Source organism: Gudongella sp. QWL-04, assembly GCF_058683975.1.
The window spans coordinates 1,154,824-1,173,037 of sequence record NZ_CM178754.1; the positions used below are offsets into that span (position 1 = coordinate 1,154,824).

At 40.6% G+C, this 18,214-nt stretch carries 15 protein-coding genes; 6 read left to right on the forward strand and 9 right to left on the reverse strand.

The features are described 5' to 3' along the window. Window positions 1-49: 49 nt before the first annotated feature. Both AC4PHB_RS05940 and AC4PHB_RS05945 read right to left on the reverse strand, forming a co-directional pair. Window positions 50-2,302 (reverse strand): phage/plasmid primase, P4 family, encoded by a 2,253-nt coding sequence (locus AC4PHB_RS05940; protein ID WP_492137691.1) that lies wholly within the window; start codon window positions 2,300-2,302, stop codon window positions 50-52. Beyond that, the gene (locus AC4PHB_RS05945; RefSeq protein WP_492137692.1) at window positions 2,293-2,748 is read right to left on the reverse strand and encodes a DUF7768 domain-containing protein; all 456 of its coding nucleotides are present in this window, start codon (window positions 2,746-2,748) and stop codon (window positions 2,293-2,295) included. Before AC4PHB_RS05945 ends, AC4PHB_RS05940 begins: the two co-directional genes overlap by 10 nt. A 299-nt stretch (window positions 2,749-3,047) precedes the next feature. On the opposite strand from AC4PHB_RS05945, the gene AC4PHB_RS05950 reads away from it, so the two are divergent. The 6 genes from AC4PHB_RS05950 (at window position 3,048) to AC4PHB_RS05975 (ending at window position 7,494) form a co-directional block, all read left to right on the forward strand. After that, on the forward strand, window positions 3,048-3,224 hold the full coding sequence (locus AC4PHB_RS05950; protein WP_492137693.1) for a hypothetical protein: 177 nt from the start codon (window positions 3,048-3,050) through the stop codon (window positions 3,222-3,224). Then, complete coding sequence (locus AC4PHB_RS05955) at window positions 3,208-3,525, forward strand: hypothetical protein (RefSeq protein WP_492137694.1); 318 nt, start codon at window positions 3,208-3,210, stop codon at window positions 3,523-3,525. The genes AC4PHB_RS05950 and AC4PHB_RS05955 overlap by 17 nt, the downstream gene beginning before the upstream one ends. Next, the gene (locus AC4PHB_RS05960; protein WP_492137695.1) at window positions 3,522-4,658 is read left to right on the forward strand and encodes a DUF2800 domain-containing protein; all 1,137 of its coding nucleotides are present in this window, start codon (window positions 3,522-3,524) and stop codon (window positions 4,656-4,658) included. Before AC4PHB_RS05955 ends, AC4PHB_RS05960 begins: the two co-directional genes overlap by 4 nt. Before the next feature lie 2 nt (window positions 4,659-4,660). Next, a complete protein-coding gene (locus AC4PHB_RS05965) occupies window positions 4,661-5,224 on the forward strand; it encodes a DUF2815 family protein (RefSeq protein WP_492137696.1) in 564 nt (187 codons plus the stop codon). A 70-nt stretch (window positions 5,225-5,294) separates the two neighbouring features. Next, a complete protein-coding gene (locus tag AC4PHB_RS05970) occupies window positions 5,295-5,447 on the forward strand; it encodes a hypothetical protein (RefSeq protein WP_492137697.1) in 153 nt (50 codons plus the stop codon). Window positions 5,448-5,502: 55 nt separating this feature from the next. Then, a complete protein-coding gene (locus tag AC4PHB_RS05975) occupies window positions 5,503-7,494 on the forward strand; it encodes a DNA polymerase (RefSeq protein WP_492137698.1) in 1,992 nt (663 codons plus the stop codon). A gap of 54 nt (window positions 7,495-7,548) precedes the next feature. Here the strand turns inward: AC4PHB_RS05975 and AC4PHB_RS05980 are convergent, their stop codons facing one another. The 7 genes from AC4PHB_RS05980 to AC4PHB_RS06010 all read right to left on the reverse strand — a co-directional run bounded on the left by AC4PHB_RS05980 (window position 7,549) and on the right by AC4PHB_RS06010 (window position 18,208). Further along, entirely contained in the window at window positions 7,549-8,391 is an 843-nt protein-coding gene (locus AC4PHB_RS05980; protein WP_492137699.1) for a GIY-YIG nuclease family protein, read from the reverse strand. A 15-nt stretch (window positions 8,392-8,406) separates the two neighbouring features. Further along, a complete protein-coding gene (locus AC4PHB_RS05985) occupies window positions 8,407-11,064 on the reverse strand; it encodes a DEAD/DEAH box helicase (protein WP_492137700.1) in 2,658 nt (885 codons plus the stop codon). After that, window positions 11,054-11,998, reverse strand: a complete 945-nt coding sequence (locus tag AC4PHB_RS05990) for a HamA C-terminal domain-containing protein (RefSeq protein WP_492137701.1) — start codon at window positions 11,996-11,998, stop codon at window positions 11,054-11,056. Before AC4PHB_RS05990 ends, AC4PHB_RS05985 begins: the two co-directional genes overlap by 11 nt. 30 nt (window positions 11,999-12,028) lie before the next feature. Next, on the reverse strand, window positions 12,029-15,193 hold the full coding sequence (locus AC4PHB_RS05995; protein ID WP_492137702.1) for a type I restriction endonuclease subunit R: 3,165 nt from the start codon (window positions 15,191-15,193) through the stop codon (window positions 12,029-12,031). Window positions 15,194-15,207: 14 nt separating this feature from the next. Next, complete coding sequence (locus tag AC4PHB_RS06000; protein ID WP_492137703.1) at window positions 15,208-16,329, reverse strand: restriction endonuclease subunit S; 1,122 nt, start codon at window positions 16,327-16,329, stop codon at window positions 15,208-15,210. Further along, window positions 16,316-17,917: an N-6 DNA methylase gene (locus AC4PHB_RS06005; RefSeq protein ID WP_492137704.1), complete on the reverse strand. Its 1,602-nt coding sequence runs from the start codon at window positions 17,915-17,917 to the stop codon at window positions 16,316-16,318. Before AC4PHB_RS06005 ends, AC4PHB_RS06000 begins: the two co-directional genes overlap by 14 nt. An 84-nt stretch (window positions 17,918-18,001) precedes the next feature. Then, complete coding sequence (locus AC4PHB_RS06010; protein WP_492137705.1) at window positions 18,002-18,208, reverse strand: helix-turn-helix domain-containing protein; 207 nt, start codon at window positions 18,206-18,208, stop codon at window positions 18,002-18,004. Window positions 18,209-18,214: the final 6 nt, after the last annotated feature.

Below are 18,214 nucleotides of genomic sequence, written 5' to 3' on the forward strand. Positions count from 1 at the left end.
TAAGGACTTTTTGTATATGAGTATAATGAGGGTCACCAGTGACAGTCTGTTAGGGTTGATTCAAAAAATCTTCATCTTTTACACGCACTCCATAGATGAAAGAACCCTTATTTATCTTCTTTCGCGTAAAGCCTGCGAGTTCAACTGCTGTATAAAAATCGGTCGTGCTTCTCGTATACTCACCATTTCGTGCACAGTAATTACGATATTCTTGATAAAAGGCACCGGATTGCTGCGAATAGTCCGGACCGATTTCGCAGCAATCCTCAAGGAAGTTTGCCATCCAGTCATTGTTCTCTCTATAACTATCAATCGCCTTACGAACACACTCAGGAGGCGATAAATGAAAGTTCTTACGTATTGCCTTCATGGCACCTTCAACAATCCAGCTAAGGATATAGGGACCAGCCTCATGGAAGAGGTGGTCAGCATAATTCTTCATATCGCTGCTACCTTCAATCTTTGCATCGAAAGGAATGACAATCAGACGACGCCACGTTCCTGCATCATTGGCACCTACACGGGGCAGATGGTTTGTATAAAGCACCAGCGTGTGTGAAGGAGTGAACCTAAATGGGTCCTTGTATTTTTTTTCAGCCGTAATCTCGTCTGTAGAGCAAAGCTGTTTAATGATGGAGGTGTTAAGACGCATACCCTCCTCAAGCTCTGCCGCGATGATGAGACGTTTGCCTTTAAGCTCTGCCATTTCAGGCTTCACATTTCTCCGGCAGCCAACCGTCAAAGTGTCTGCAGACAAGGAACCGGAATAAGTACCAAACACCCTGGATATGGTATTCCAGAAGGTGGATTTCCCATTACGCCCTTCGCCATAAGCTATGATGATCGCTTCCAGGTAGACTTTGCCGATGGCAGCAAGGCCTACAATCTGCTGGACATATTCGATCAGCTCAGCATCATTACAAAAAAAGGTGCGAAGGGCCTGTTGCCAGACATCCTTGCCATCTTCGCCGGGCTTACTATTGGTCTGCTTCGTGATGAAGTCAGCGGCTTCTGGAAGCCTACTTTCACCCGTTTTTAGATCAATCGTTGCACCGGGTGTATTCAGTAAAAACTCATCTTTATCTAGCTCCGAGACGCTGTGCTGCAGCATCGGCTTTGCCGCCTGAAGCGCTGCAGTAATATATTTCATATCGCGACGCTTCAGCACAAACTTCTTATAAATAGTCGCGGCAGTATACATACCATACGCTGTTTGCTGTTCTTCGTTCATATCTCCTATGCCCTTGCCGGTAATGACAGCTGCTTTTTCTAGACCGGCCTTAATACATGATTCCAGTGTTGATGCAACTTGTGATTCAGCGTCAGCAAGCTGTTCATCAAGAAACTCCTCCATTGCACCGACAGCCTTCTGCTTTGACTCCACCCATTTTTCACCGTCATACCTTAAATAATCTGTTGCCTCAGTGAAGCAAAGCTCTGCATCATACTCACGAGCAAGCACTTTGGCCTGCCCAATATCGGAGTAGTCTGCAGGTTTTAAAGAAGCAAAATCTTTGTTAAAATCCTCCGGTGTCACATAACCTTCTTGATCCTGAACTTTTTTAGCAAACTTCACCGCGCTATTCCATATGGTAGTCAGTTCACCCTCCTCGATGGATGTCTCACACTTTTCTGCTTCCTTTAGGAAAAGGTCATGCGCTTTATCTCCAATACCATAACGCTTTAAAACTCTGCCTGCGAAATGCGACAGGGTTTTATTTCGTCTGCCTGCTGGAATAACAGAGCTATTTGCCATCGCTTCGTCAAAATCCTCATCAACATCTTCCAGCACATCAAGAACTGAGAGCCAGCCTTCATGCCAGATCACTTCGCCCTTATCAGCACCATAGATAAACCGGGCTGCATCCAGAGCGTTATCATCGAAGAACGGAAACTGTTCATAGATTGCCTTTTTCAAATTGGCATAGGTATCCGCGTCCCCTACGGCATCGATTGAAAAATAGACATGAAACTTGGGCCTTGCTGTTTTACCGCCCTTCGGGAGCATATGGTTGCGGCTGGGTGCAATCGCATAAGAAACATCCTGCATCAGGTCCTCAAGCGTATCCGGCGTGATCCATTCAGCAGGATTATCAGTATGGTCGTTGTCACAATCCATCACGATAACGTCGGACTTGATGAATTTATCTGCGCTACGATAGTTGTTCTCATACTCCGCACAAACGTGGTCTACCTTCACCACTTCCTTCAGTTCATCCGCTGAGGTAACCACACATTTATTGGGATAGAGGCAGTTCTTCTGATTACCGGTGCAATTTGCGGTACAGATCGTTAATTGCATGCCCCTACCTCCTTCATATCTTCAGAAAAATAGCGAATGGTCTTACAGTGGCGTTTAGCTTTCTCAATTTCTTTTTGCATGCCTTCCGTGATTCTGCTTCCTACTACCCAGAGCTCGTTACACTTTCCGAGAAATACCATATTCATAAACATGGCAAGCTCGCGCTCCTCAGGAATATCATCTGATAAGTACTGCGGCAGAAGCAGATGCGGTGCAAGCGGGATATAACCCCTATCGACAGCAGCCCTACTGTAGCTTCTGGCGTTCTCTGCGTTCTTGATCGTGTCACCACGATACGGGGAGCAGATGTAAACCAGTGGTAGAAATAGTTTCTCTTCTTTTTTAATGTTTGACAGCGCTTCATAGGCTGTCGGGTCCTTTAATCCGGAAGCGTTCTTTTTGTCCACTTTTCCAGGACCATATTGAATCTTTACTTGTTCGTCCATGAGCGAACCTCCTTATTTTTATTAGAGGTAAAGTCCCTCTAACAGTCCCAGGACAGAAACCGCCGCTTTGAACGAACTTTTTCTAATTAAATTTTTCCTTCTTATATAAGCGACAGCAGACATGAAAAATCTGCTGTCTTTTTTTCGTTCATTTCCGTTTTAAGTGTCCTGGGACTAGTGAAGAACATGAAAAATGTGTGGCCCGAAAAAATCCAAAAAGATTATTCGTTCAAACCACACAAAACTGTCCTGGGACTATTAGAGAGGGGATAACGCCTCTCGGGAAGGGAGGTAACAACATGCAGACACAGACCCCTGCAGAGGCTTCGAAAGACCAGCAGCTTGATGAAGAACTTGCTGACACTCTCACAGCCATCAGCGTTGTATCCAAAAGACTGGCCCAGAAAATCAAGGCCTTGTCTGCAAAGGAACAAGAAAAAAAGGAAGGAGGTACTCCAAATGAGCAAGATGAGTGAACTGAGTCAGGTTCTGTCTGAACTAAAGGACTGCGGACAAACCCTCATGAATATTGCGGACTCGCTTACTGGGCTTTTCTCAAGCACATCAGACGAGCACGAAACCCCCGCACCACCAAAAGAGGAACCGAAACCAGCATATTCGTTTGTAGAGGTTCGGAAGAAGTTTGCAGAAATGTCCAGAGCCGGACACACAGACGCGCTTAAGGATCTGTTGAAAAAACATGGTGCAGACAAGCTCTCCAGCATAGACCAGTCACAATATGCCGCATTGCTTGCGGATGCGGAGGCAATTCAATGAGCGTAAAACACGCACTGCTTTCCGCATCGTCATCACACCGGTGGATCGCGTGTCCACCATCGGCCCTGCTCAGTAAGAAGTTCGAAGATTCTTCCAGCAGCTTTGCGCAGGAAGGCACCGATGCTCACACCCTCGCGCAGCACAAGCTGGAAAAATCGCTGGGACTTCCTACAAAGGACCCGACTGAATCACTCAGCTTCTACGATGAGGAAATGAACGATCACGCGGAAAATTATGCAGCCTTTGTGCTGGAACAGGTTGAGAAAGCAAAAGAGGCCTGTGCTGATCCTCAGGTACTTATTGAGCAGAAGCTCGATTTCTCAAGGTATGTCCCCCAAGGGTTTGGTCATGTGGACTGCCTGATTATCGCAGACGGCACCCTTACCGTAATTGACTATAAATACGGACTTGGGATCAAGGTTTCATCGGAAAGAAATCCGCAGATGTTCTGTTATGCGCTTGGCGGTTTGACCCTGTTCGATGGGATCTACGACATCGACAATGTCCGCCTGGTCATCTATCAGCCGCGTAGAGAAAACATTAGCGAGTACAGCATCTCAAAGAACGAACTCATCCAGTGGGCTGAGGATGTCTTATCTCCTACTGCTGAGCTTGCCAGCAAGGGTGAGGGCGAATACAAAGCGGGTGAGCACTGTCAGTTCTGTAAGGCCAAAGCAACTTGTAGAAAGCGTGCCGAATACAATTTGGAACTCGCAAAGTACGACTTTGAGCTACCTGCCACTCTAGATAATGAAGAGATAGCATCAATCCTTACAAAGGTAGATGAGCTTGTTTCCTGGGCTGGCGATGTCAAGGAATATGCTCTGAAGGAAGCTTTGAACGGTACTAAGTTTGAAGGTTTTAAATTAGTTGCCGGTCGTTCCAATAGGAAATACACCGACGAAGCAGCAGTAGCCGATGTCGTTACCAAAGCAGGTAAAGACCCTTACGAGAAGAAGCTGCTCGGCATCACTGCTATGACAGCACTACTCGGCAAGAAGACATTTGAAGATATCATCGGTGGTTTAACCTTTAAGCCACCTGGAAAACCAGTCCTTGTTACCGCTGATGACAAGAGGCCTGAATTTAACTCAGCATATGAAGATTTTGATGAAAATCAAGGAGGAAATTAACCATGACAAAAGCAGTTAATCCATTAAAAGTAGTTACTGGTCCTGATACCCGATTCAGCTATGTGAATGCTTGGGAGCCCAAATCCATTAATGGCGGCTCCCCAAAGTACAGTGTATCTCTCATTATCCCTAAGTCCGACACGAAGACTATCGAAAAAATTAAATCCGCAATCGAAGCGGCCTACCATGAAGGTGAAGGTAAGCTCAAAGGAAATGGTCGTACTGTGCCACCTCTTTCAACTCTAAAGACACCTCTTCGCGACGGCGATGTGGAACGTACAGATGATCCGGTTTATGCAAATGCGTATTTTATGAACGCCAACAACAGCTCTGCTCCTGGCATCGTTGATGCAGATCGCCAGCCTATCATCGAGCGTTCTGAGATTTATTCCGGTGTTTATGGCCGCGCCAGTGTTAACTTCTACGCCTTCAACACAAACGGAAACAAAGGGATCGCTTGTTCACTCAACAACCTTCAAAAAATCCGTGATGGGGAGCATCTTGGCGGTAAGTCCAACGCAGAAGAAGACTTTGCAACGGATTCTGATGACGACTTTCTTTCCTAATCGGTAGCTGACAACCAAGGTGGCAGGAAAACCTGCCACCTAAGACAACTATAGAAATGAGGTAAATCTTATGAAAACTTTTCTTGTAATCGAATTGTTTGTTATGTATCAGCTGTTTGTAATCGGATTTGTGGTTATGGTAGCCAAAGATATAATTAGCAGCATCAAACAGCACAAGAAAGAAAAAGCGAAGAAGAACTCTGATCCACTCGACAAGTTTTAATCGCTTAGGCGGTGGCACTCCTGCTGCCGCCCTTTTCTTTTGAAAGGAGGGTATTATGGAAGCTATAAAATCACTATCAATTGACCTTGAAACCTACTCAGACATGGACCTTAGTAAATGCGGTGTCTACCGTTATGCAGAATCACCGAATTTTGAAATACTCCTTTTTGGCTACGCAATTAATGGTGGCGAAGTGCACGTTATTGACCTGTCTTTAGGCGAGAAAATTCCAGATGAGATATTAAATGCATTAATCGATGGTAACATCACAAAGTGGGCCTTTAACGCTTCCTTCGAACGAATCTGTTTATCATATTGGCTTGGTAAACATTATCCGTATAAATTAAAAAGTTATAGCACTCCTGATGACACAGTCGGCGGCTACTTAAATCCATCCTCTTGGTTCTGCTCCATGGTATGGTCAGCTTATATGGGTTTACCGCTTTCGCTTGAAGGCGTAGGTGTAGTGCTAAACCTCGGTGAACAGAAGCTAAAAGAAGGCCGAGAACTCATTCGATATTTCTGTGTTCCATGTAGGCCTACTAAAGTAAATGGTAACCGAACCCGGAACCTGCCTAAACACGATCTGGCCAAATGGTCCTTATTTAAGAAATATAATGTCCGAGACGTCGAGGTAGAAAAGGCGGTAAAAAAGCGTCTGGAGAGCTATCCTGTCCCTGAGTTTGTATGGGATGAATACCACCTAGATCAAGTGATTAACGACAGAGGCATTCTACTTGATCTGGATGTTGTTAAAAATGCGATCATTTTTGATGAAAAGTCCAGAGAAGAACTTACTACTGCAATGAAGGTTCTTACCAACCTTGATAATCCAAACAGCGTCTTGCAAGTAAAACAGTGGCTTTCTGATAATGGTGTTGAGACTGAGTCACTTGGTAAAAAGTATGTCGCAGCACTTTTAAAGACTGCACCTGAGGATCAACGAGATGTGCTACTGCTCCGCCAGCAGCTAGCGAAAAGTAGTATTAAAAAGTATCAAGCCATGCAAAACACCGTCTGCTTAGATGGTAGGGCTCGCGGCATGTTCCAATATTATGGTGCATCACGTTCAGGTCGCTGGGCAGGCAGACATATACAATTGCAGAACCTACCTCAGAACCATATCCCTGATTTAGAAGATGCACGGTCCCTTGTTAAGCTTGGAGATTATGATGCAGTGAAGTTTCTTTATGATGATGTACCAGATACACTCTCTCAGCTTATTAGAACCGCCTTTATTCCAAGACCAGGATACAAATTTATCATCAGTGACTTCAGCGCCATTGAGGCACGCGTTCTATCTTTTTTAGCCGGTGAAAAGTGGCGACTAGACGTATTTGAAAGCGAGGGTGATATCTACTGCGCTTCTGCTTCTGCTATGTTCCATGTGCCGGTTGAGAAGCATGGTGTAAATAGTCATCTTCGTCAAAAAGGTAAAATTGCCGAATTGGCACTTGGATATGGAGGCAGCATTGGAGCACTTAAAGCTATGGGTGCATTGGAAATGGGTCTCACTGAGGACGAACTGCAGCCGCTGGTCGATTCTTGGAGAGCGTCAAATCCTAATATTACAAAGCTTTGGTGGGATATCGATAGAGCTGTTAAAGAAGCGGTCCGTATGAGAACACATACCAAAACACATGGTATTAAGTTCTACTACGAGAAAGGTATGCTTTTCATTGAGCTTCCTTCTGGCAGAAGGCTTTCCTATGTAAAGCCTAAAATAGAACAGAACCAGTTTGGTGGCGACTCTGTCACTTACGAAGGCACTGGAATCACAAAAAAATGGGAACGCATCGAAAGTTACGGACCGAAGTTTACAGAAAATATCGTCCAGGCAGTCAGTCGTGATATCCTGGCATACTCCATGAAATCACTCCGACACTATTTTATCTGCGGCCACGTGCATGATGAAATAATTATTGAATGCAGCAATGATGTTAGGCTTGAAGTCATTTGCGACCAGATGGGAAGAACACCACCCTGGATAAAAGGTTTAGTCCTTCGAGCTGATGGATTTGAGACTACGTTTTATAAAAAAGATTAAAAGAAAGACCTCTAAAGAAAATTTATTCCTTCAGAGGTCTTTAAGTTTAAGCATTTATTCATTTGCTTCTATTTCTTTAAGTGTTACTCCCTTGGCGTTCTTCCACTCCACATTTCCATTTGCGCTACATCCGCAAACAAATGCTGCAGCACCTGACGGAGAAGAAAATAAAATATCTTCTGTTAGAACACCTTTAATGATTTTATCTGCACTCTTATTACGAATCTTCAGAATGTGATCCGGGCAGCTCTTTGTTGTCTGTTCTGAGATTGAGCTTCCCTTAAGCACAACAAAACCATCGCTTACACGCTTCCCAGATGCTTTAGCGCTATTCCGCATAGCGTATAAAATCTCCTCATCGGTCGTTGTCGTAACGAATGGCTCAAATACCTTATGGCCAAAAGCCCCCATTACTATTTTTGCATTATCAATGAACTCTTCTAGCTCACTCTCTTTTTCTTCAGTAAGGTTTCCTGGATTTGGATCATTCCCATTTTTAACAGAATATCGTTTTGCCGCTATAGCCAGATTGCAGAACCGATTTTCAAGGTAGCTTATCTCTGTTGGGCCAAATGAATTATTTGTTGTAGTAAACATGACGACTTCAGTCCAATAATCAATAGATGCATGAGTCTCCTGAATCCGAAGGAGCAGCCCCTTTCCATTCTTTCTTATCCCTGCTTGACCAATATAAATTACAGTATTATCTTCCTTATCGGTTCCGAAAAGAAAATAGACGCCACTTTGCTTTAATATCTCCATGTCCTTGCACTTATCTAAAGCGGTACGAGGGATCTTATATGCAATGCCTGTCCAGTTTGCCATCGTACACTTAATGCGTCCGCTAGGGTCGCCATCCATAAGAAATAAGTTTATACTTTTACCACGTATTGCCATAGTCAACCTCCATCACTATTCCACGAACAAATCCGGGATATTATATTGGATGACTTCAGCATCCTTTTTTACTCCTTCATTTGAGCATTCCAGCAAACTTCTTTTTAGCTTCAGTTCTGGTTCAACCTGTACTACATATTCGTTTTCATGGTTTAAAATATACAATGCTGATTCACGAGAAAAACCATGTTTCTGAATATTAATAGTTTTCTTGTTTGTTGATCCATACTCAACGAATTCGTACCAGTCATTCGGAACACTAATAACTTGTTTTATCTCCGTGTAAGCCTTTGATACTTTCAAAAAGTAATTGGATAGTTCAAATAAAATCACTCTGTCGATAACGCTCAATACATCTGAAATGACAATGTTCTTGTGTTCACGACTGTCGTTGTAATCAACATAATTATTATCGATATATAATGCCTTCTCTGGAAAGCGCTGTTTATAACGAATTGCCTGGTACATTATTTGATTGAGTCCATGCCCCCGCACCCACTGACCCAAGATAACCGCATACCATTTCAATTTTCCGTGTTTCTTCGAATACTTGCCGACATGACCAAGCGTATCAGCCTCATAGATTTCCCATTTAAAAATCTTACATAGACGTTCAAGAAACTCTACTAACTGTGCTGAATCAAAATTTCCATTATCTTCTACGTTTGGAAACTCAAGATTATTCTGCGATATTGCCTTGAAAAGTGACTCTGATTGATCCACAGAAACTGTAATATCATTATCCTGTATGAACTCTTCTCTTGAAGTAAAGAGCTCTTTGATTTTGTCTTCGTCGCCAGGTTTCATCAATTTTTGAAATTCTCTTCTTACACGACTGACACGATCCTTCATGATGTCGTTCAATAGAATAATAGCAAACTTTCGCATCATATCATAAGAATCTGCAGACTGCTTTTCAGGATACTTGACTAACTCCACTGTTCCGTGAAGAAGAGCTTCAATGACGTTTTGCTTCTGTGGTTTTGTAAGTCCTTTTTCGATAGATAATGTTTGTGGCGCAATTTCCTCTTGGAGCAAATCAACGTACTTTTCATTGGCTTTTTCGTTGCTTGCTACTAAAAAAACATTGCCATAAAGGTTGTATTCTAAACGGCCCACACGACCTATAAGGTTACGGAAGTCGACAGCTTTCATATGCTTGCTTCCGTTTTTAAAATCCGTAATAAATAAATTATCTGCAGGTAAATTAACACCCTCAATAAGTGTGCTAGTGCAGAACAATGCCGTAATGGCGCCTGCTTTGAATAAATCTTCAATCCTTTGGCGGATAGATGCAGGTAAATAGCCTATATGGTAAGCAACACCCTTAGATATAAGCTCTGCAAGATAATAATCGCCATGAACTTCATCTCTTATGTCTTTTGCAAGTGCCATTAACTCTTTGTTATTTGTTTTTTCAATTCGATTTGCAGCAAAGTCACGTGCCGCAATTACTGTTTTACGAGTAGACGGAAAATATACAATACATTGTTTCTCTATGCCATTTTCATCCTTCTCAAAACGAAGCAAGACATCTGTTAAATCAGCGTCTTCAATAGCTATGGATGTTAAAGGTAATGGTTCTCTAGTATGCTCGTTGTATATACTTACTTCGTTATCGTCAAGATTAATTAGGAATTTCACCTGTGATACAGGAGAAAATGAAGTAGCAAGCTTCTGTCTTTCCAACACTTCTGAACCCAAACCTGATATTAAGTTTAGATAGATTTCAGGATTAGGAACATTCGGAGAAGCAAAAACAATATGGGATCTCTGATCTCGCTCTGAAAGCATCTGAACAATCCTGTAATAAAATGGGCTTCTATTATCTGCACCAGAAAGTTTATGGGCTTCATCAATAAACATGTGGTCAATTGTAATATCTGGTTCGTTGATAAGAAGATAAAGCAATCGCTCCGGTGTCATAATAAAAATATACCTACGACCATCATCTTTAAAGGAATCCTTTTTCCTTAAAACAGCATCACCTGCAGCAGTGACAATATGATAACCTTGTTCATGTAACTGTACCTGCAAATCATCTGTTATTTTTATCCAAATTTCATTGATTAAAGCTTTAGTGGGAACTACTAATGCATAGTTTTCCTTGACCCCAGATGAAATCTGCTGTTTGATGAACATCCGAATTATATAGGACTTGCCCATAGATGTAGGTCCAGAATAACTAAAATATTCATCGTCAAAATGGTCATAAGCAATTTTTTGTGCACTCATGAACTTCTTTTCCGGGTCTGCAGGGATAGTATAGTATTTTCTCTTAAAATCCCCAAATATCTTATCGAGTGTATCAACACCATCAAATGATGATTTTACAATAGTGCTTCCTTGAAAATTATCAATACTCGTTAGCACAGATCCAGCCACATACGAAATTTTCTGGTCTTCAGGATATAAATACTGAAGCATAGTAACAATTTCTTGCGCCCACATTTTGTGAGAATCAGAAAGATTTACGTGATTTGATTTTGAGAGCAAATCAGCAAAAGAAAGTGCGTCGTTGATAGGAATTTCACGCTTCCGACGCTTTATAAATCCAAACAACTTAACTGAATAGTTATAGAGTATATCCTCGTAAATTTTTTTGAGATATGTATCTTGGTTTAATTCAGCAAAGAAAACATCCCCAAACCTCAAGACATTGTTATCTGCCATCGGCGTCACCTTCTCTCATGACCTTTTTCATGATGGCCTTTTTATCCTCTTCAGCATTATCAAATGGGAGAACATATACATAGAAAGAACGATTAATAAGCCCCAATGCTGTAATTTTATCCCTTATGTAGGGTGCATAATGAGTAATGTCTGCGTCCATCTTTTTTTCAAGAACGTCTCGGTATTCTGTTGTTGAGTATCGAGAAGAATCCAAGCCTAATGTATATCCCAGAAAAACACTAAATGCTGTGTCACGATTAACATCTTTTTCTGGTGAGGGCTTAATAATTCCGCTAAGTTGCTGGGCAACTGGATCATTTGCAGGTAGTTCAAAAACTGTACTATAAACAATCTGTAATTCTTCAGAAGTTCTTTTTGATATCTCCTCTATACGATTAAATGCTTCGTCAATTGCATATCCTAAATCACCAACAACACTGGAAGAACCGAATATCATCTCATATGAAAGCGTTTTTCCCTGTGGATCAATTGCACGCAGATGTATACCATCACAAGCACTCACTCCAGCCTTCACAGAAGAATTTAACTCTACTTTACTGTATATCTTTGGAGCGCCTAAAACTATCTCTAGGAAAGCATAGAGAAGAATTTCACCAAGCTCATTTCCGGTTCCTCTCTCATCAGCTCGCCCATTTTTGCACATGAGGTCCAGAGCTTCGATACCAACACTAAATTCGTCGCCTTCAAAACGGAATTGTTCTATCTTCGAACGAGAAAAAACATAATGGCCAATATTTCTGCGTATAAAGTCACGGAGAGAGTCTTTTGAGAAACGGTTATCTATGACTTCCTTTAGCCTGAATAATCGCAATTCTTCATGCGCATGAAGACTAAGGTTCTCTAAATGGAGAACCTCCTTAAAAATTCGTTCAAAGTCCCTATTATTTATACTTCTGGTTAACGTGTCACTCATAAGCCACCTCCATTACAGACATACCAGAAATCAATCACTGTACTTTTTAAAGTTCTCTGCCTGTTGCATAACTTTTTCAAATACTTCTTCATCCCATTCTGGCGGATAGCCGTTCTTATAGAGAAGTACAGTAAGATCCATGTTAAGCTGATTCTTAATATCATCGCGTGTTGACCAGTCAGCAAATTGAGCCTTATCATCAACAAGCTCTTTGATTTTCTTTGCAAGAATAAGGCATTTCTCATCTGCATATGGGAATCCGTGGTCGTCACGTACTTTTACGAGTATGTCGAAAAAAGCCTTCTCTTCATAAGTGATTCCCAGTTTCTCAAACGAAGATTTGTCAACCTGCAAATCTTGCATTATCTTAAGCAACTGGGTGGATAGGTCATTAACAAAATCTGCAACAACTTCACTTGTAAACACCATTTTGTCACGGCTGTTATAAGCATCTATAACTTCCTTCAAGCGCTCGTCAAACTCGATGGCCTTTACTTTATTAGTACGCCCGTACGCTGAGATAGCCTTTTTCAAAAGTTTTAGTAATGCGTTGAATTTTGTAATCGGTAAGTTGATTGAGTCCAGCTCTGCTAGGAAATCATCACTAAACAAATCTACAGACTTATGCTCGTCGACTATATTTTCTATTCCTGTGCAAGTTATGGCTTCTCGTACCATTTCTTCAACAACACTATTCATTACTTCTGCATCCGGAGCATCGCCCTTCGTCTGCTTGTAAATAATTGAGCGAATCGCTAAATAAAATTGTGCTTTCGCCGTTTCTTGTTCAGTCAATTCACCAGATGGGAAGCAAATCAGATAAGCGCTCTTCAGTCTCCGGGATAACCCCATAAACCGGGTCTGCATATCCTTGCTGGTTTGCACATATTCGGCGGCTGCATTCAAGCAGTTAAGACGTTGCAATGGCGTCCCATTGTGAAATATTGTTGCATCAAAACTTGATAGCAGCTCATCCACCAATGCGAGATGATTTCGGAAAATAGATAGTGAAATGTTAAGCTCATCTATTGGGCTTTCCTGCGGGCTACCATATTTTTTGACTGCCTCCATCATGTCATTCTTAATTCCAATATAGTCAACAACCAAGCCCTTGTCTTTTCCATCAAATACACGATTCACACGAGAAATAGTTTGAATAAGAGAATGCTTCTGAAGTGGTTTGTCAATGTACATGACTGCCAGTGACGGAACATCAAATCCCGTAATCCACATATCAACGACTATTGCTATTTTGAAGTTGGAATCATTGTTCTTAAATTGTTTGTCCAGCATCTTACGGTATTCTTTAGTTCCGCAAATATCAAATAATTCCTTTTCATCATTTGCACCCTGTGTTGCAACCAAATTAATCTTGGGAAGGGCTACAAGTTTACCAAGCTGATCTTTAGTCAGAATAGACTCGTCCTCAGCTTTGTTTGCAACGGTCCAGTTTGGGCGAATAGCTTCAATTGCTTTCAACACCTTAAATGCCAACTTACGATCTGCACAAACAATCATAGCCTTTTGCACAATTTCAGGTTTTTCAGTACAAAGTGCTTCATAATGCGTAACAACATCGGATGCCAGCTTTTTAATTCTCTCAGGATGGCCAAGAACAGCAGTCATGGAGCTCATTGCTCGTTTACTTTCCTCAACCTGCTCTGGATTAGAACCTTCAGTTATGCATTGATCATAGTACTTTTGAATTTCCTTTGCTTGTTCATCAGAGACGATTACTCTAGCCAACCGAGGTTCATATGCAATGCGGACAGTAATTCCATCATCGCTGGATTCTTTCATTGTATAAGTATCCACAACCTTACCAAATACAGCAATCGTTTCATCAATTGGGGTTCCGGTAAAGCCGCAGTATGTAGCATTAGGAAAGCTATCACGCAAGTATTTTGCAAAGCCATATGAAGTGAATACGCCGTTGTCAGTTTTCTTAAGCTTTGCACCTACACCTGTTTGAGTTCTGTGCGCTTCATCAGAAATACAAATAATATTGGTTCGATCAGAAAGTAGACCTGTATTTTCACAAAACTTTTGAATCGTTGTAATATAAACACCACCGCTTGGTTTAGCACGTAGAGTCTGTTCCATGTCCTCACGACTCTCAATGCTACGAACATCGTTTTCCCGCAAATACCTCTTAGCCGTTACAAAAAGCTCTGAAGTTTGCGTGTCCAAATCCTCACGATCTGTGAGAATAATAATGGTAGGATTATTGAATGCTTCATTATCTCTTAATGCAATCAAGCGAGATAAAAATAACATAGTATATGTCTTACCACATCCTGTAGCTCCAAAATATGTACCACCTTTTCCATCGCCGATAGGTCGCATATGCTCTTTGATGTTATCAAGCATTTTCTGCGCTCCAAAGTACTGTGGATATCGGCATACAATAGCTTCATCCTTTTTGCTGTCATCCGGATAGAACACAAAATCTCTTATGACCTTTGTAATGCGGTCCTTTGAGAAAGCGCCCTCTAACATTGTAAGTAAAGAGCTAATGCCATTTGAAATTTCATCTGTATCATTTGCCTTATTCCACGAGTAATAGAACTTGTACGGAGTAAAGATACTACCCAATTTTGTGTTTGCTCCATCGCTGATTACAGATAGAAAACAATATTTCATGAGTTTTGGAATATCTCTGGTATATCGCTTGGTAATCTGTTTCCATGCATCATGAATAGTTTTATCTTCTTCTATTGCTGTTTTGAACTCACAAATGGCAATAGGAATGCCGTTAATGAACACTAGTAAATCAGGACGGCGCAAGTGATCTCCCTGAACAGAATATTGGTTTACAACTTTAAAGATGTTATTTTTAGGCTCATCAAAATCAATGTAGTCCACATGCAAGGCTACTTTGGTAAAGTCATCACGGATTAAATCAAAGCCCTCATTTATGAGCCAAAAAGCTTCACGATTGCCTAAATAAAGCGGGGTGGATGGAATGAGATTTAACTTATTAATAATTTTCTGCATTTCAACAGCACTAAGATTAGCATCTACATAGCGGGTTGAAATAAAAGAACTCAAGTCATCAAGGAGCAGAACATCCTCATAACGTCTATGAATATCCTCTCCGTTTACATAGGTATAATCATGGTGCTTAAACAATTCAATAATAGCTTGTTCTAGCTCACCTTCTGTAAATTTTCCCTTCTCAAAGATATATTCCACTAGATTGCCTCCTTTCAGACACTTGTTTCTTCAAGAGATCCTTTTATTAGTATTGGGCATAGGTCCTTTATCTGTTCTTTCAACTTCTCATTTATATCTTTTCTATCCTTGTAAACAGTATAAATATCTGCAATAGCTTGCTGTACTGAAATATCTGGGATCGGGATTTCTACTTCAACTAAATCACTCCATGTAAAAGTTTCTCGAGCCGACCCCCACGAATGAAAACGAGCGTATCTATCAAATTCAGTGCGATTGAAAAACATTGATAAAAATTCTGGTAACAATTTTGATTCATCAGTCGAAAAGACTTCATTAACCGATGAAACAACAATATCTTCGCATGTATTGTTAAAAGCATACGCAAATACTTTCTCATTATGTGTTGTTTGAACAAAAGATATTTGACGTGGTTTTACTACTTTATAATTTGACAATTCATCCCTGTTAACTTTGGCTGTAGGAATACGAAACTCTTTATAAACACTAATACCCATTACATTTAGAGTTCCATTTTCACCATTTCTTATATCAAAGCGTTCAATAAATGGTCCTATTTTCTGACATGGTATTTTCCTACGTAAATTTTCAATATAGCTATCACAAACGAGCTTCAAATCCTCAAGTCCTGTTTCATATGTTCTCTGGTTTGCAAGCATTGCATTGTATACATCCACATACTTTTGCTGAATTGGTAGTGATGGAAGTTCAATATCAATATCACACATATCATCCCATGAAAAAGCTTCACGAGCTGAACCCCAAGAGTTAAAACGAGAATATCGATCAAACTCAGGGCGGTTAAAATAAATAAATAAATAATCTGATAACAATATGTCAGTTCTGCTAACACTAAATACAACATATGAGGAAGAGACAATATAAGTATCCAATGTGTCATTATGGGCAATGCTTATTTTTTCCCCATTCCTTGATGTTATAGTTACGTAAGCAAAATCATCTGGTTTTACTAAAGAATAAGGTTTTAAAGACACTCCGCTCATATCCGCCTTTGTATCAATAAACACTTTTTTTATAGATATACCACGAACATCATCAACACCGTATTTAAGTTCACTATTTGTTTCCGTTGACAATTGTATTAATTCTCCAAGTTTAAATTTAGTTAATCCCATAACCAATCCCCCTAAACGCTTCTTCGAGTATGGTCTGTGATTTCTTTTCAGCCTTCATTACTTGGCACATTTCAGCCTGAATACGTGACATTTCTTTTTCGTAATTAATTTCTAAGTCATGATCAATAAACTCAATGTATTTACTTGGTGCAAGAGAATAGTTCTTAGTGCGAATGCCTTCTTCATCATCAAGTTTTACAGATTTACAGAATTCCGGAACATCTGAATAGAGGCTTGTATCAATACTTTGCCAATTACTATATATTTTCTTTATTTCTGAAATTTGATCATCAGAAAGAACAGTTTTTTTCTTTTTCTTCCCTTTATCAATCACTATTTCTTCAATGTTATCATCCCAGCGGCGTAAATCCATAAATAGTACTTCGTTAGTACGATCGCGTAGTTGTCTGCCATTTGAAGTGCATGATTTTTTATTCATATTTAAAACCCATAACGTTACAGAAATATCTGTAGTGTAGAACATCTCACGAGGCAGGACGATGATTGCTTCAATCTTGTCTCGTTCAAGTAATTCTTTTCTGATTTCATACTCAACACCATCTGCATTTAGTGCACCATTCGCTAGTAGAAATCCTGCCACGCCATGATTTACATCCAATTTTGAAATCATATGCAAAATCCATGCATAGTTGGCATTTGCTACTGGAGGTGTTGAAAACCCCTTAAAACGAGGATCGTCAGTGAGTTCATCTTCTTTACGCCAGTTTTTAAAATTAAATGGTGGGTTTGCCATGATGTAATCAACTTTTTTATCTTTGTGTAAATCCTCTGTAAATGTTGAAGTATTCTTTTCACCAAGGTTGTGCGCAATACCGCGTATAGCAAGATTCATTTTGCAAAGACGCCATGTATCAGGATTACTCTCTTGGCCTAAAATTGATATTTTTTGGCGGTTGCCATTATGACGGTCTACGAATTTTAAAGATTGAACGAACATTCCTCCTGATCCACAGCATGGGTCGTATACGATACCTGAATATGGCTCAATCATCTCAGCAATAAGTTTAACAACACTCGCCGGAGTGTAAAATTCGCCATCTTCCTTGGTACCGGCTGCGGCGTATACCTGTAGAAAATACTCATAAACTCGACCAATAAGGTCATCTTCATGAAAGCGCTTTTCATCGATCAGATTTACATTATCAATTAGATCTTTAATCTTGGACTTATCCGCACCGAGGGATGCGAATAAATTCAGAGGTAATGCTCCCTTAAGTGGAAGGTTGCTCTCTTCGATGTCAGCCATAGCCTGATCAATGATGACTGCGATATCATTTGCCGAGGCATGCTTAACTATATAAGACCAACGTGCGGTTTCTTTCAAATAATATACATTCACAGCATTATAGAACGATACTTTTTCAAGGAATGCTGGGATATCTCCGTATTGTTCCAATAATTCTGATCTTCGTCTATCAAACTTGTTCCCTGCAAACTTCAAAAACACTAACCCTATAACAGCATCTCTATTCTTTTCAGTACTTCCAATCCCTCGTAAAGCAACACGACAATTCCATAAAACGGTCTCCAGTGAAACCGAAACTTCCTTTTTAGTAGCTTTTGCCATAACTTTTTTCCTCTTTCCGGCTCATGGCGTTCAATTACACCTGCCAATTTATTTTGTAGTTTTACTTGTCCAACAATCTGGACTTTAGTCCTTATCGGGAGTTTCATCAGACGCTCCACCGGAACGAATCCATTCGTCTACTTCTGATAGCTTAAACTTCCACAGTCTCCCTACCTTGTAAGCAGGCATATTTCTTTTTGCAATCCACTGTAAAATGGTATCTCTGCCGACACCAAGGTATTCCATAACATCTTTCAAGGTTGACCATTTCTCAACACTATTATCGCTCATGTTGTT

Bases quoted from the DNA above. Each gene is read 5' to 3' on its own strand.
- AC4PHB_RS05940 (WP_492137691.1), bottom strand. From the start codon at position 2,302: ATGCAATTAACGATCTGTACCGCAAATTGCACCGGTAATCAGAAGAAC.
- AC4PHB_RS05945 (WP_492137692.1), bottom strand. From the start codon at position 2,748: ATGGACGAACAAGTAAAGATTCAATATGGTCCTGGAAAAGTGGACAAA.
- AC4PHB_RS05950 (WP_492137693.1), top strand. From the start codon at position 3,048: ATGCAGACACAGACCCCTGCAGAGGCTTCGAAAGACCAGCAGCTTGAT.
- AC4PHB_RS05955 (WP_492137694.1), top strand. From the start codon at position 3,208: ATGAGCAAGATGAGTGAACTGAGTCAGGTTCTGTCTGAACTAAAGGAC.
- AC4PHB_RS05960 (WP_492137695.1), top strand. From the start codon at position 3,522: ATGAGCGTAAAACACGCACTGCTTTCCGCATCGTCATCACACCGGTGG.
- AC4PHB_RS05965 (WP_492137696.1), top strand. From the start codon at position 4,661: ATGACAAAAGCAGTTAATCCATTAAAAGTAGTTACTGGTCCTGATACC.
- AC4PHB_RS05970 (WP_492137697.1), top strand. From the start codon at position 5,295: ATGAAAACTTTTCTTGTAATCGAATTGTTTGTTATGTATCAGCTGTTT.
- AC4PHB_RS05975 (WP_492137698.1), top strand. From the start codon at position 5,503: ATGGAAGCTATAAAATCACTATCAATTGACCTTGAAACCTACTCAGAC.
- AC4PHB_RS05980 (WP_492137699.1), bottom strand. From the start codon at position 8,391: ATGGCAATACGTGGTAAAAGTATAAACTTATTTCTTATGGATGGCGAC.
- AC4PHB_RS05985 (WP_492137700.1), bottom strand. From the start codon at position 11,064: ATGGCAGATAACAATGTCTTGAGGTTTGGGGATGTTTTCTTTGCTGAA.
- AC4PHB_RS05990 (WP_492137701.1), bottom strand. From the start codon at position 11,998: ATGAGTGACACGTTAACCAGAAGTATAAATAATAGGGACTTTGAACGA.
- AC4PHB_RS06000 (WP_492137703.1), bottom strand. From the start codon at position 16,329: ATGGGATTAACTAAATTTAAACTTGGAGAATTAATACAATTGTCAACG.
- AC4PHB_RS06005 (WP_492137704.1), bottom strand. From the start codon at position 17,917: ATGGCAAAAGCTACTAAAAAGGAAGTTTCGGTTTCACTGGAGACCGTT.
- AC4PHB_RS06010 (WP_492137705.1), bottom strand. From the start codon at position 18,208: ATGAGCGATAATAGTGTTGAGAAATGGTCAACCTTGAAAGATGTTATG.